General features: G+C 52.6%; 13 protein-coding genes. 9 read left to right on the top strand and 4 right to left on the bottom strand.

The features are described 5' to 3' along the window. Positions 1–275: 275 nt before the first annotated feature. From BLP78_RS05580 to BLP78_RS05555, 6 genes are all read left to right on the top strand, one after another. On the top strand, positions 276–2,390 hold the full coding sequence (locus BLP78_RS05580; protein ID WP_090457343.1) for a carbon starvation CstA family protein: 2,115 nt from the start codon (positions 276–278) through the stop codon (positions 2,388–2,390). A gap of 43 nt (positions 2,391–2,433) precedes the next feature. Continuing rightward, positions 2,434–2,607: a YbdD/YjiX family protein gene (locus tag BLP78_RS05575; RefSeq protein WP_090457518.1), complete on the top strand. Its 174-nt coding sequence runs from the start codon at positions 2,434–2,436 to the stop codon at positions 2,605–2,607. A gap of 175 nt (positions 2,608–2,782) precedes the next feature. Then, the gene (locus BLP78_RS05570) at positions 2,783–3,835 is read left to right on the top strand and encodes a PEP-CTERM sorting domain-containing protein (RefSeq protein ID WP_090457341.1); all 1,053 of its coding nucleotides are present in this window, start codon (positions 2,783–2,785) and stop codon (positions 3,833–3,835) included. An 81-nt stretch (positions 3,836–3,916) separates the two neighbouring features. Beyond that, a complete protein-coding gene (locus BLP78_RS05565; RefSeq protein ID WP_090457337.1) occupies positions 3,917–4,552 on the top strand; it encodes a hypothetical protein in 636 nt (211 codons plus the stop codon). A gap of 180 nt (positions 4,553–4,732) precedes the next feature. After that, entirely contained in the window at positions 4,733–5,134 is a 402-nt protein-coding gene (locus tag BLP78_RS05560; protein WP_090457335.1) for a hypothetical protein, read from the top strand. 55 nt (positions 5,135–5,189) lie between these two features. Further along, positions 5,190–5,726 carry a hypothetical protein gene (locus tag BLP78_RS05555; protein WP_090457333.1) on the top strand — a complete coding sequence of 179 codons (537 nt, stop codon included), beginning with the start codon at positions 5,190–5,192 and terminating at the stop codon, positions 5,724–5,726. A gap of 355 nt (positions 5,727–6,081) precedes the next feature. Here BLP78_RS05555 and BLP78_RS05550 read toward each other — a convergent pair whose 3' ends face one another. Both BLP78_RS05550 and BLP78_RS05545 read right to left on the bottom strand, forming a co-directional pair. Then, positions 6,082–6,798 (bottom strand): response regulator transcription factor, encoded by a 717-nt coding sequence (locus tag BLP78_RS05550; protein ID WP_090457331.1) that lies wholly within the window; start codon positions 6,796–6,798, stop codon positions 6,082–6,084. Continuing rightward, positions 6,795–8,132, bottom strand: coding sequence for a cache domain-containing protein (locus tag BLP78_RS05545; RefSeq protein WP_090457329.1), 1,338 nt, complete (start codon positions 8,130–8,132; stop codon positions 6,795–6,797). The genes BLP78_RS05550 and BLP78_RS05545 overlap by 4 nt, the downstream gene beginning before the upstream one ends. 460 nt (positions 8,133–8,592) lie before the next feature. Between BLP78_RS05545 and BLP78_RS05540 the strand changes: the two genes are divergently transcribed. The 3 genes from BLP78_RS05540 (at position 8,593) to BLP78_RS05530 (ending at position 11,664) form a co-directional block, all read left to right on the top strand. Then, positions 8,593–9,855, top strand: a complete 1,263-nt coding sequence (locus tag BLP78_RS05540; RefSeq protein WP_305367055.1) for an anaerobic C4-dicarboxylate transporter — start codon at positions 8,593–8,595, stop codon at positions 9,853–9,855. Between the two features lie 726 nt (positions 9,856–10,581). Then, positions 10,582–11,283: a glycine-rich domain-containing protein gene (locus BLP78_RS05535; RefSeq protein WP_090457326.1), complete on the top strand. Its 702-nt coding sequence runs from the start codon at positions 10,582–10,584 to the stop codon at positions 11,281–11,283. Positions 11,284–11,475: 192 nt separating this feature from the next. After that, the gene (locus BLP78_RS05530) at positions 11,476–11,664 is read left to right on the top strand and encodes a hypothetical protein (RefSeq protein WP_090457324.1); all 189 of its coding nucleotides are present in this window, start codon (positions 11,476–11,478) and stop codon (positions 11,662–11,664) included. Between the two features lie 83 nt (positions 11,665–11,747). Here BLP78_RS05530 and BLP78_RS05525 read toward each other — a convergent pair whose 3' ends face one another. Continuing rightward, positions 11,748–12,179 (bottom strand): hypothetical protein, encoded by a 432-nt coding sequence (locus BLP78_RS05525; protein ID WP_090457322.1) that lies wholly within the window; start codon positions 12,177–12,179, stop codon positions 11,748–11,750. Positions 12,180–12,384: 205 nt separating this feature from the next. Beyond that, positions 12,385–14,358 (bottom strand): DNA repair helicase YoaA, encoded by a 1,974-nt coding sequence (locus BLP78_RS05520; protein ID WP_090457320.1) that lies wholly within the window; start codon positions 14,356–14,358, stop codon positions 12,385–12,387. Between the last annotated feature and the right edge of the window lie 30 nt (positions 14,359–14,388).

The raw sequence follows: 14,388 nt of genomic DNA, 5'->3' as shown, positions 1-14,388 counted from the left end.
GTCATTGTATCAAGACCTCTCGGCCTACATCTGTACCCAATATTAGGTACATGTAAATCTGTACGTAATATTAAGTACGCATAAGCACCTTCTATTTCCTTCGGTTTTATTCAGGCAAGATTTCCACATATTCATTCATGACGTCGTTGCAAAGCGTATCGCATGAGTGCTGCCGCCAACACTTAATTTTGCTGTGCTGCCGTTTACCTCTGGCAACAGCCTTGGGTGGAAGGCAATTTCTAGGTCGATAACCGAGAAGCCTTAGGAGAAAGACAATGAACAGATTAGTTAGTAAGGCCGGATGGTTCGTAATTACTGGTCTGGGCACCGGGGCGTTCGCTGTCATCGCCCTTCAGCACAATGAGCCAATCGGTGCCATCTGGATTGTAATCGCCGCCGTCTGTCTCTATACCATCGCCTATCGCTTCTACAGCCAATTCATCGCTCGCCGGGTATTGCAACTGGATGCCACCCGCATGACTCCGGCGCACAAACACTGCAACGGGCAGGACTACGTACCCACCAACCGCTATGTTCTGTTCGGGCATCACTTTGCCGCCATCGCCGGTGCCGGTCCGCTGGTAGGTCCGATTCTGGCCACCCAGATGGGCTACATGCCCGGCATGCTGTGGTTGCTGATCGGTGTGGTGTTTGCAGGCGCAGTGCAGGATTTCATGGTGCTTTTCATCTCCACGCGACGGCATGGCTGGTCGCTGGGCGAACTGATCAAGCTGGAGCTGGGCAAGGTCCCGGGCATGATCGCCCTGTTCGGCACATTCTTTATCATGCTCATCCTGTTGGCGGTGCTGGCGCTGATCGTGGTCAAGGCGCTGGCGGAATCGCCCTGGGGTACCTTTACCGTTGCGGCCACCATTCCCATTGCCTTGCTCATGGGGGTTTACAGCCGTTTCATCCGCCCCGGCGCCATCGGCGAAGTTTCAATGATCGGCTTTGTCCTGCTCATGCTGTCGATAGTAGCAGGGCAATATCTGCCGGAATTCCCCGCCCTGGCGGAATTCTTTACCCTGACGGGCGAGCAGTTGGCCTGGCTGCTGATCGGCTACGGTTTCGTTGCCTCCGTGCTGCCGGTCTGGCTGCTCCTGGTGCCGCGCGACTATTTATCCACCTTCCTCAAGATCGGCACCATCGTTGGTCTGGCAATTGGCGTCATCTTCATTTCGCCCGAACTCAGGATGCCGGCTTTCACCCAGTTCGTGGACGGGTCCGGCCCGGTCTGGTCGGGAAGCCTGTTTCCCTTCCTGTTCATTACTATCGCCTGCGGCGCGATATCGGGCTTCCATTCTCTCATCGCTTCCGGGACCACGCCCAGGATGATAAGCAATGAGCGCGATATCCGCTTCGTTGGCTATGGCGCCATGCTGATGGAGTCGTTCGTCGCCATCATGGCCCTCATCGCCGCCTCCACCATCGAGCCCGGGGTGTATTTCGCCATGAACAGCCCGGTCGCGATCATCGGTACTACAGCGGAGTCCGCGGCGCAGGCGATCTCGCAATGGGGCTTTTATATCACCCCCGAGATGCTTGCGCAGACGGCACGAGATGTGGGCGAGCACACCATCATTTCCCGTGCCGGCGGCGCCCCCACTCTGGCGGTGGGGATGGCACAAATCCTCTCCGAGGTAATCGGAGGGCAAACCATGATGGCGTTCTGGTATCACTTCGCCATCCTGTTCGAAGCCCTTTTCATCCTCACGGCGGTCGACGCCGGCACGCGGGCCGGACGCTTCATGTTGCAGGGTTTGCTCGGCGAATTTATCCCGTTGATGAAGCACGATTCAGTGGTTGTCAGCCTGATCGCAACTGCGCTTTGTGTCGCCGGCTGGGGTTACTTCCTATATCAAGGAGTAGTGGATCCCCTGGGTGGCATCAATACCTTGTGGCCGCTGTTCGGCATCGCTAATCAGATGCTGGCCGGCATCGCGCTGATACTTTGTACGTGTGTCTTGTTCAAGATGAAGCACGACCACTTCGCGTGGGTCACCATCGTTCCCGCAACCTGGGTGCTGGTCTGCACACTGACCGCCGCCTGGCAAAAGATATTCGACATGAATCCGCGCATCGGGTTTCTGGCACATGCCGACCAATACAAGGAGGCATCCGCATGTGGGATGTTTCTTGCGCCGGCCAAATCGATGGAGCAGATGCGACAGGTGATCTTTAACGACTATGTCAATGCGTCGCTGACAGGCCTCTTCATGCTGGTGCTGATCAGCTTGCTGGCATTCGGTATTCAAACGGTGATACGCGCGCGCGGTACGAACGCACCAACCGTCAAGGAAGCGCCATTCGAACTATTATCCGCGCCCGCCGCCACTCACCGGCCTTCCCACCTTACCCGAAAGATAAGGAACAGAAACCATGCTGAATAAGATCGACAGTCGAAAAATTAGCGCACTTGCCGGATTACTGAGAATGACAGGTTATGTCGGGCAAAGCCTGCGTTTGATGGTAGGCGTGCCTGAATACAGTACCTACGTTGCGCATATGCGCAGCAAACATCCCGATAAACCACCTATGTCCTATCAGGAATTCTTTCGGGAATGCCAGGCGACACGATATGACGGACGGGTGGGAAGGTGTTGCTAGGATCGAGATGGATCACTGGTAAAACCCGCGATACGTATTTTTACGTAGCTTTTAGACGTAATTATGCGGATTCGGATGAAGGTGGACATAGCTACAGTTCAACTGAGCAGGAAATGAAGCCGATGCAAAACCGGTTAACCGGTTTTTTTTTGAACCCCAACCTAAGGAGATTTTCATGATACATCAGAAACGGAATCAGACGTTGCGCATCGTGCACGCGGCGCTACACGGCGGGCTGCTGGCAAGTTGTCTGTCATTGGGAACCGCGGCATATGCAGGCATCACCTTCCAGTTTCAATATAGCGATCCCGCGGGAACCGGATTCCTTGATCCCATCTACGGAGCGAGCCGGCAAGCTGCCCTAAGCACGGCAGCCAACAATTTCTCCAGCATGTTCGGCAGCCATTTCAGCAATTCGGCCATGATCGTGCTGACCGCGAAGGCGCAAAATGATCCTGACAGCATGACATTGGCGTCGGCAAGCAGTTACTTTACCAATCCGGGCAGTGCGGGATTCAATCTTGGAGAGGTTGTCCAGACCAAGCTTCAGACTGGAATCGATCTGAACGGCAATGATGCGGATGGCGTGGTAAACGTCAATTTTGGTGCAAATTGGGAACCTGATTTCAATACGCAGCCCGCTTGGGGATGGGGATGGTATCCAGGCACATACGACTTCTACGGTACGTTGTATCACGAATTTACCCATACGCTCGGTTTCAGCCCGGTAATGACGCAATCCGGGGCGAGCATATTAGGCACAAAAGATGGAAGCTGGAGCACGTTTGCCAGCTTCATTGTCGACAAGAACGACAATCCGATCATCGATCCGGATACTTTTGCGCTGAATCAGGCGGCGTGGGATACCGGCAGTGTCGGCAATTGGGGCGGAGGCGGCACCGAGGGTCTGTTCTTTAATGGGACTAACGCCGTGGCCGCTAATGGCGGTTTTTTGGTCACTCTCTATACAGAGAAAGAGTGGAAACCAGGCAGCAGTGTTTCTCATCTGGACGACCGGATGCCGGGCATCGAAGGAACGCTGATGTCACCCGCCACCTACACAGGCCCGCAGATGCGCGACTACAGCGCAGTCGAAGTCGGCATTCTCAAGGATCTCGGCTATGTAGCGGTCGTGCCGGAACCCGAAACTTACGCCATGCTGCTTGCGGGTCTGGCTGTTCTGGGAGCGATTGTACGTCGCCGTGCATCCGGTATAACGATGGGCTAAACAACTCGGGACCCGAAAGCGGGTCCCGAATTTCTTGCCGGTTAAAACTGCCGGCAGCAATTTTCCAGCGGAGTGAGTCAAATGATAGCCAAAGCCGACAAAGTCGATACGGACCAATGGGTTAATTCAAAATGCGAGCTTGGGAATGCGCCATTCCTCGCCGGGTTCAAGCTCAAGCAAGGCTTTTCCATTCGTACGTCGAACAAATTCCTTGCCGGCACTCTGCTGATCGTTATCGCGTGCCTTGGGGTGCCTGCGGCCATGGCTGCGGAACGTAATCCTGAATCGGGCGCCCCGCCATTGACCTATCGTATCGACGACGTCCACATCCGTCTGACCCGTCATCCCGGCAACGCCGCCTTTCCGGTTCAACGGGTCAGCTTGTCCGGTTCCGGTAGCGCAACGCTGGAGCGGGACGGAAAAATCATGCCATTCACCTACCAGGTGACGAAGCTGTTGGCCCTGATGAATGAGTTCTACAGGATTCATTTCTTCGACATGCCAGATGATTATACCAACCGATATTCTGTGTTCCTGAAGGATGGGGGAACTGTCGAAACGGCTGCGCTCCACCTTCTGGACGCTGGCGGCATGCGGATCTGCTTTACCGCGGCCAGCTATGAAAAATGCGTCAACTATGGCGATGAGGGACCTTCCGAACTGGAGGATATCGCTAGGCGGATTTTTTCCGAGGCCGATGTATTGGTGAAGAAATAGAGTTCAGAAGCTGTTCCTGCCATCGGGAAAATGTGCTTCCAACTTGAATATACCGCTTCGTTGTTATAGCCACTTTTAAACACAATTACATGAATTATCGTAACACGAGTGGCGCTCCTCTTTCAAAGGAAAGCCCGGATTCATACACATTCGTCATTAACTCTCGAGAACATTAAAATCATGACACATAAGCTATTGGCAGTATTTCTTCTCGCGCCTGTATTGATCTTCAACTCTGGATGCTCGGTTTTAATGGCGGCGAAGCAACCCGACAAGAAGAATGTGGATTTGTTCAGGTCAGGCACTTCAAGAAATATGCTTCTGGGTGAGTTTGGTCCTCCTGCCGTATCGGAGACGAGGGATGGCAGGAAATATGAGGTTTTCAAGTTCATCCAGGGTTACAGCACCGGGGTAAAAGCCGGCAGGGCGTCGTTTCATGGCGCTGCCGATGTAGCAACGCTGGGTTTGTGGGAGGTTGTCGGCACACCTGCGGAAGCGGTTTTCAACGGTGATGAGATGGCTTACCAGGTTTCATACGATAAGGACGACAGGGTCGATCAAGTTACGGTGTTGAAGAAATAAATGCACCGGCTGATGAACACGAATATTTTAACTTAAAAAAGGAAATATCAATAAAATGTACTATTCAATCAAGATATTGCGGGCTGGTCTCCTGGCAGCGATAGGTGCCGGATTATTGCTTTCCGGGTGCGCGACAACATCCCCTAATGCGGCATTCAGGCAAGCATTGCCGAAGGACCAGCGCCTGGATACGAACGACACCGCCGATGTGAAAATAGAAGCGGCAGAGGGTATTTTTATCGACGAATATGAGAAACAGCGGCTAGCCCGAAACATCCTGGGAAAGATCGACATCCAAAAATTGCAGAATCCCGATTCCTCGGGCAAGCGTGAGTATGAGATTGCGGTATTGTTGACACGATATGAAAAAGGCAATGCTTTCGCCAGATTCATGCTTGTCGGCCTTGGGCAAATCCATATTGATGCCAAAGCATCCGTATTCCTGCTGCCCGAGCGCACGAAAGTTTCCGAATTCGATATCGACAAGACGTTCGCATGGGGTGGAGTCTATGGCGGCCTCACATCGATTGAAGACGTGGAGCATGGATTTGCGGAAGGCGTGGCACAGGCGGTGACGAGCACGAAAGAATAAAAAGGTCGCCCCGTTTTTTTATCGAACGCGCAGAAGGCAGCATGTGGAAGCGGAAGACTCCACGATACGTATGCTTTCTGCGCCGGGGTTCTCAATGTCAAGCATTGCGAACAATAAAAAGCGCACGACACAGATATCCGCAGTCGTGTTTGTACCCAAAGATATAAACCATGCTGTTGGTCGCTAATCGACGATCGAGGCTATCCGTTAGTGTGCGCCGTAATAATTTACGAGAGTGTCTCAATTCTAACCGATGCGTTCGATAGCCTACTCAATGCCGAGTCAGCTATTGAACAGCCAAGCAGCGAAAGGGCAATGGTGATATCAAAGACGAGGCGTGCACTCGCCAAAATAATTAGCGAGAGGATCTATCCTTCATTTTCGCATCAATGATGATGGGGAAGGGACAGCGATCTCTATACCTTGTGGCAATATTTATTAGAACCGTTGGATTCTCGCTGTCTTCTTCCGACAAATATTCTTTTAATTTATCCCAGATATTGGAGCGATGCTTTTCCACGGTGCGCTTAGTTATACTGGTTTCATGGAGCTTGGCAGCAATATATGCATTGGACTTCCCATCGCCAAGAAGCCATAGGACTTGTCGTTCGGTCGGAGTCAGATGCTCTTCGGGTTTCAGCACCAGAGGAAAGACTTTGTGGCCTTTAACGATCCTATGGATTGCTTCGATGACAGGATCTACTGCCGTATCCTCGTCTTTCATTACATAACCCCACGCACCCGCTTGGATTGCTTGAAGTATGTACGCTTCTTCATCGTGCATGGTATATACCAGAACGCGTAAAGCGGGAAAGTCGGCGAGCAGCTTTTTGGTCAATTGGATACCGTTGATAGTTCCGCGACGCATCGTCAGATCGGTCACCACCAGGTGTATTGCCTCCTTACCGTTTGCCTTGTGTAATTCGTTTACCTTATGCAGGGCTTCCTCCCCGCCAGCTGCCTCCGCAACCACTCGAAAAGCCATCTGTGTTTCCAGCAGGCCTCGTAACCCGTTTAATATCATCTTGTGATCATCGACCAGCATGATGTTGATGGGTTGACCGTATATCATGGCTTTGGAAAGAAATAATTGAACAAGTAGCGTAATAAAGATATAGGAGCGGTGGCGGTTATCGTTGTGCCGCTGGTTGTAGAATTGATATCCAGGTGCCCGCCGATCTTTTCCATCCGCTTTTCCATATTACGCAAACTCATGCCGAATTCTGGTTCGGTGTCGAGCCGGCTTGTATCAAAGCCGGTGCCATTATCACGGATGGTGAGCACCACCCGGCGCTTGCCGCCTTCCAGCCGCATCCATGCCTGGTTGGCAGCGGCATGTTCCATGACATTTCTCAGTGCTCCCTGGGCAGTCCGGAACAAGACTTCATTAACCGAAGCGGATAGATCCTCTGTATTGCCCACTGCGGTGAAGTCGATAGAGGTCGAGCCAGTTTGCATATCACGAGCCAACTGACGGAGCGACGGCATCAAGCCGGTTGTGTCCGAATAAAGTCCAAGGCCCAGGTTGCGAGTGTCCCTGAGGATTTTATTCAGTTCGGCCGCCGCGCGCTCGAACATGTGCTGCGCCTGCATGAACTGCTCAGGTATTCCCAACTGGATAATACCTGTTTTGGTTAGCAATGTGGCTGATACCAGCCTTTGGCAGATGTCGTCGTGCAATTCGCCCGCCAATCTGATCTGTTCCTCCACTCGCGCAGCGTGGCGCTCGCGGATACTCAGCACCAGGCCGGAAACAACCACCAGGACCACCCCCAGAAATGCAATGACGCCAATCCAGCGCATGGTATCGAAATTATTGCTCGACACCTGGGTATCAACTGTGGCTAATGCGTTCTCGACATCATCGAGATAAATCCCCGTCCCCATCGCCCATCCCCACTCCGGCAGGGGAATTACATAGGTGAGCTTGATGGCGGGTAATTTAGTGGTTGGTTTTTCCGTTGCGTACTGTACATAACCGCCCCCCTCATTCGCGCGGCTGATCAGGCTCTGGATGGTCGGATAGCCGTTAACATCCTTGTAATCCAGGCGATTGCGACCGATCAGCTCCGGCCTGCGTGAATGAACAAGTAGTGTGCCTTTGAGGTCGTATACAAAAAAATAACCATCATCCGAGTAATCCAGCCGCGTCAGGATGGCTTTGGCCTCCTCCATCGCCGCAGTATCGGTGCGCCCCGATTCATAAAGATGGGCGATCGAATGCCTGGCCAGCGTCACGTAGCTCTTCAATTCCGCCTGCTTGCTGGCACGAAAAGCCGGTTGAATGACCTCTTGCTGAGCTTTGCTTAATTCCGTTGCATGGTGATAGACAGTGAACGCAATGATGCAAAGTGCCAGAACAAGCGGCACAGTGGCAAATACAATGATTTTTTGTCTTAGCTTCATAAACTCCATTTTATGGTTTGTGCGTCATGCGTGAATACGTAGAACTACGTATTCACGCTACGTGTTTGTGCGCTTGCTCATGAAAGCAGATTGTTGCCAAATGTTAATTGCATGAAAGCAATAAGCATTGATGAGTTACAGATCTGGCTGAATCGGTCTTCCACGAACGAGAACGCATCGGACATGGCGCATCCTGTTTAGTGGGAAAAGCTCTAACTCAGCCAGAATAGGTGGGGCATAATATCAGCCGCGTTTTTCCCGATCAATCACTTGTATGGGCATCGACCGGGATGTAGAGGGCTCATTTTGCTGTTTATGAGCAATTATGGTAAATGCATAGTCATTTATATTCTTTCTTGCCTTTCCACGGCACGAATTCGCCAGCAGATGACTGTTGTGTTTGGGTGATATGTCGGCTCTGGATTCAAGATAAGCGGTTGTTCATTATTACCTGAGAAAATTGAGCAGCACGGATTTCCTTCTGGAACTGGCCATCATTCTTGCCTGTCTGGTTTACGGCACGCGAAAAGGGGGCGTTGCGCTGGGCTTGCTAAGCGGCATTGGCCTCGTCATATTGGTATTCGTTTTCCGGTTATCGCCGGGAAAACCGCCAGTGGATGTGATACTTACCATCATCGCGGTCGTGGCTGCCTCGGCAACGCTGCAGGCCTCGGGAGGATTGGAGGTGGTGTTGCGGGGAGTAGAGAAACTCTTGCGGCGCAATCCGAAATTCATATCGGTGCTGGCACCTTTTACGACCTGCGGATTGACGATGGTATGCGGCACAGGCCATGTCGTTTATACGATGCTGCCCATCATCTATGACGTCGCGATCAGGAACGGCATCCGCCCGGAGCGCCCGATGGCTGCTTCCGCTGTTGCCAGCCAGATGGGCATCGTTGCGAGTCCGGTATCGGTGGCAATGGTTTCGCTGGCGACATTTCTTGCCGCCATACCTGTGGAAGGCGCGGCAATCGATTTCATTACCGTGTTGTCAATTACGATCCCCTCAACGTTGGTCGGCGTATTGATAGTCAGTATTTTCAGCGGGTTCCGCAGCAAGGAGCTCGATGACGATAAACGGTTCCAGGCATATATTGCCGACCCCGATAACTGGAAGCGCGTGTACGGCGAGACCGCTCCATTGGAAAAGAAGCAGTTGCTGCCCGGCCAATGGATCGCAATGGGCATATTTATCGGCGCGATAATGGTGGTGTCCATGCTCGGCGCAATCGAATCGCTGAGACCCGTTGTCGATGGTAAACCATTATCGATGGTGATCACCATTCAGATATTCATGCTGTTGGCCGGGGCCCTCATTATTTTATTTACGGAAACGGATCCCGCAGCCATAGCCCGAAACGATGTTTTCCGTGCCGGCATGGTTGCTGTCGTTGCGGTATTTGGTGTTGCCTGGATGGCTAACACCGTATTCGAAGCGAATCTGGAAGATGTGAAGATCGCGTTGTCGGGGTTGGTAGAGGCCCAGCCCTGGACTTATGCGATTGCGTTGCTGATGGTTTCCAGGCTGGTAAATTCCCAGGCAGCCGCCATCACCGCAATGGTACCGCTGGCTCTGTCGATCGGCGTGGCGCCCGGATACGTCATCGCTTTTGCGGCTGCGAGCTATGGCTATTTTATCCTGCCCACTTATCCAAGCGATCTGGCAGCCATCCAGTTCGATCTCTCCGGCACCGCATACCGGCAAATACCTGCTAGATAGCAGCTTCATCCTGCCCGGACTGATTGGCGTATCCACTTCGTGCGTGTTCGGATATTTGTTTGCCGCGACACGCGGACTCGTCTAGCGCAGAAGCAATCTGTCATCCCGACCTTGATCTATCGAGCGGTACGTCCGCTTTGATCGGCATTCAGGGTTTTTCATACGATCATCATGATGGGCCCAGCAGATAACAATTGCCGGTTGTCCATGGATGAAGCCGGCTAACCGTCCGGAACCGGTTTATACCATCCCCGATCCGGTGCGCGACTTACTGGATGATCTCCAGGCTTTTTAAAAAACTGCTGGACGCCTTTATACAGCTCAGGTTGGAAGCGAGACATCTGCAGGCAACTCCACATGCATTTTTTTCACGCTTTCCCGACGCATCCATCGCGTGTGCGTCACGACATCCATATAGGCCATCAACTGCTTCAGGTGCGTTCACATACTCCAATTTATTTATGGTTTTATTCAAGCGCTTGTGGCAACTACGTATCTGTTCTCCGTATTAATACGCTTACCCAGGGAAATGAAATATCGTCGAATATCGATTGTGGGTTACGGGACGAAACAATGGGCACGTCGGTGACATACCGGGAGGGTCATGAACGTGAGCGAATATTGCCAATGAAAGCAATAATTCCACTTGGAGCTCTTTCTTAAAAGAAGGAAGAACCACACCCCCGGATTTTTGGACCGATCTTCTTTTATGGAGTAGTTATCGGTATGTATGGAATGTTTAAATGGGTGGCGGAAGCAAGCGATATCCTGCTTTTTTTTCTTTATTTGAGCTTCCTTCTATTTTTTTCGTTGTTTCAGGCGAAAAGACCTCGAAAAAGAAGACCCCGAAAAAGTGCGCAAAACGGGTATCGTTCCGCATTTATTAATGAGTTCGCGTTCCCCGATTCAATAAAGGAACAAGTCAGGAATCATTATCCTCATCTATCCGACGAGCATCTGCGCCTCGTCATGCAAGGGCTAAGCCAGTATTTTCAATTTTGCCATATGAGCGGGAGGGAAGAAGTTTCGATGCCCTCCCGCGTGGTGGATTGCGCCTGGCATGAGTTCATTCTGATCACACGATCTTACGAGCGTTTCTGCTGGAGTACCATGGGTCGTTTTCTCCATCATGTCCCTGCAAGCGAGGCGAGTTCGCCGACTTCCTTTGCCGAGGGCATAAGCAGAGCATGGCGATTGGCCTGTGATTGGGAGGGAATAAATCAGTATTCGCCTGAGCGGCTCCCACTTCTGTTCGCGATTGATAGCGCGCTGAAGATACCTGCCGGATTCAACCATGTCCTGGACAATGACTACGCCATCAGTGGCGAGCAGCATGATGATGCTTCAGAAGGTGGCTGCGGGGGTGATGGGGATGGTTGCTCAGGTGATGGAGGTGGTTGTGGAGGGGGGTGCGGAGGTGGTGGTTAAACAGAAACCGAGCCATCTCTGCATAGCTCCGAGTTCACGTTGTAGAAGGCGTTACGAGCCCCTGTAAGGCTGAAATAAAACTTATTGCAAGTATTGAGGTAAATCCCATTGTCAAGGGGTGAAGCGGCCAGTGAGGGAATCGCAGCAGGGCAAGACCCCGGCCCTTGGCGATGCGCAGGCGCGCGCTATTGCATGCGCCCTGATTCGGAGACACTCAAGGGCAAGCGCGACCTGGTCACTCTCTCCACTTTGCTCTACCATGGCATCCGGCGCGCGGAGCTTGGCAAAACTGAAAGTGTAGGGGATGGCGCATCTGCGGATCAGGGCCGCAAGACGCGCTTCATGCCCCACCTATCTCAGCACGCTTACGAGGATCTATGATCCACCGCAAGCCCTGTCGGAAGGTAGTTCGACATTTAAGGTGAGTTACTGAAACTACCTTTAATATTGTCTCGACTTAAAATCTACCGATAGCTCGCTTGAAGTTCTTGGCTCTGAGCCTCTGACGTCGCATGGTTTTCGTCGAGTTTTGAAGCCATTTGACGATGCAAAGCGGCTTCTTGTATATCTGCTGCGATAGTGCGCTCGTAATTCCGAATTAACGCTTCAGTATGGGATTGCAAGTCTTGCGCCCGCCGACCATAGAGATAGCTTTTATTCTGATACTGTTCCAGCAACTCCTTTTGTTCATTTACTTTTGCCTGCATCTGCGAAGCCGCGTCTTCATAATGTATTGCTATGGCCTCATGATCGCTCCGGGTGGTGGCATTCTGAATCGCCGCACGGATTTCAGGGGTGTCGGCAGAATTATCAACTGCAGTAGCGGGGGCGCTTAGCGAAGCCAACAGCCCTATCATCGATATCGCGGCAAGGAACTTTCCAGATTTTGTTTTCATAATAGTAATGAACCCAAATAGATTAGTTGACCCTATCCTAGCTCGATTAGTACTATGAGTATATTGGGGAAACTCTGGTTTTATGCTAAGAGAAACTCTTAGGGGTCTCTTGACGCGACAATTGCCTGCGCCAACTCGGGCAGTGGATAAGCCTGTAAGGTCGCAACCATACTAAAACCGTTTACGAAGCTGAATACCCGGCCGGTTATGAGTCACTGGTCACGACGGCCTTATTATTCGTGGCAAAAAACGCCTCCACCTCAGCCAATTCTCGCGTGCGCTTCATCGGCGGCAGGCTTTGCCAAATCTTCTTGCCGTAGGATTTGGTGATGAGGCGCGGGTCGCAAATCATCAGTACGCCGCGATCGGTTTCATCGCGGATCAATCTACCCGCGCCTTGCTTGAGGTTGATGACCGCGCGCGGCAGTTGATATTCCATGAAGGCATTGCGCCCTTCCTTGTTGATTTTGTCTATGCGCGCTGCGAGCACCGGGTCGTCTGGCGGGGCGAAGGGCAGCTTGTCGATTATCACGACCGACAACGCTTCACCGCGTACATCCACACCTTCCCAGAAGGATTGACTGCCGATAAGTATGGCATTGCCCATTTTACGGAAGCGTTCCAGCATATGGGAGCGCGAGCCCTGGCCTTGCAGCAGTATGGGATAGTCGAGTTTCTCCCGCTCGAATGCCTCCAGCAGCAGCTCGTGCGCGCGTTTCATTGCGCGCAGGCTGGTGCACAGGAAAAAAGCACGGCCACGGCTGGCTTTCAATACCGGCAGTGCGGCTTTTATCACTTCTTCGGTGTATTCCCGGCTGTTGGGTTCGGGCATGCCGGTGGGTACATAAAGCAGGGATTGGTTGGCAAAGTCGAATGGGCTCTCCCAGCAGGCTGACTGTGCGGGATTCAATTCCGTATCCAGGCCCATTTCGTTTTTGTAGTGCGAGAAATCGCCTTTTACCGAAAGCGTGGCGGAAGTGAATACCCATGCGCGGGGAGACCCGCTCAACTGTTTGTTGAAAATTTCTGCGATGGAAAGCGGCGTGGCGTTGAGTTGCAGTGCGTGACTGAACACTTCCACCCAACGCACAAACCCTTCGGCTTCTGCCTGGTCACGCCAGCGTTTTATGTTGCTGGAAATCTCTCGCGCACGTTGCCAGCAGTTCTCAAGTCCTTCCGAGCGCTCTGCCTGGCTTTCCAGCATATCTACCAGCGCATCGAGTTTTTTCAGCAGTTCATCCAGCGCACTGCCGAATTTGGCATTCTTCATCGTAGCGGCCAGCGGCAGGCGCGTATTCTCGCCCTCGATAGTCAGCCGAAAGTCGCGTGCCGCTTTTTCCATTGCCGCTATGGCTGGGGGCAGGGCGGTAAAATCTTTTGCGCCCCGCACCGCTTCCGCTTCGGTGTCGCGAGCAAGCTCCAGCAATTGACTGGTGCTTACCGATTCTCCAAAAAACAGGCTGGCGGTTTCCGGCAACTGGTGGGCTTCGTCGAATATTACTGTGTTGCAGGCGGGGAGCAGTTCCGCCAGGCCTTCATCGCGCAACATGACGTCTGCGAAGAACAGATGATGGTTGACTACGACCACATCCGCTGCAAGCGCCTGCTTGCGGGCTTCCATGACAAAGCAATTCTTGTGATGCGGGCATTCCGAACCGAGGCAATTGTCGCGTGTGGAAGTCACCTGCTGCCAGACCGTGGCGTTTTCCGGCACTTCGCTCAATCCGCTTTTGTCACCGCTTTTGGTGATGGCGGCGTAGCGTTCAATCAGCTTCAGATATTTCACCTCTTCACGGCTGGCAAGGATGGCACGACCCTCCTGCACCGTGCGCTCCAGATGGTAATGACAGACGTAGTTGGCTCGTCCTTTCAATAACGCCACGGTGACTGGGGCCTTGAGTGCCGTCCGCACGGTAGGAATATCGCGGTTGAAGAGCTGATCTTGCAGGGTCTTGGTGCCGGTGGAGATAATCACCTTGCCGCCAGCCAGCAACGCCGGGACCAGGTAGGCAAAGGTTTTGCCTGTGCCTGTACCTGCCTCGGCAACGAGGAGAGAATTTGCGGCGATGGTTTCCGCTATTGCCTGCGCCATTTCAAGTTGCTGCGCGCGCATGCTGTATCCCGGCACAGTACGGGCAAGCGCGCCGACAGCGGAAAAGAAGGTTTCGAGATCAGGCATGGAGGAGAGGTAAGTGAACTGCCGCCATGA

Source organism: Nitrosospira sp. Nsp1 (genome assembly GCF_900100985.1).
GTDB lineage: Bacteria > Pseudomonadota > Gammaproteobacteria > Burkholderiales > Nitrosomonadaceae > Nitrosospira.
The sequence above is the reverse complement of the archived record's forward strand: the minus strand, read 5'-3'. Positions and strand labels throughout refer to the sequence as shown.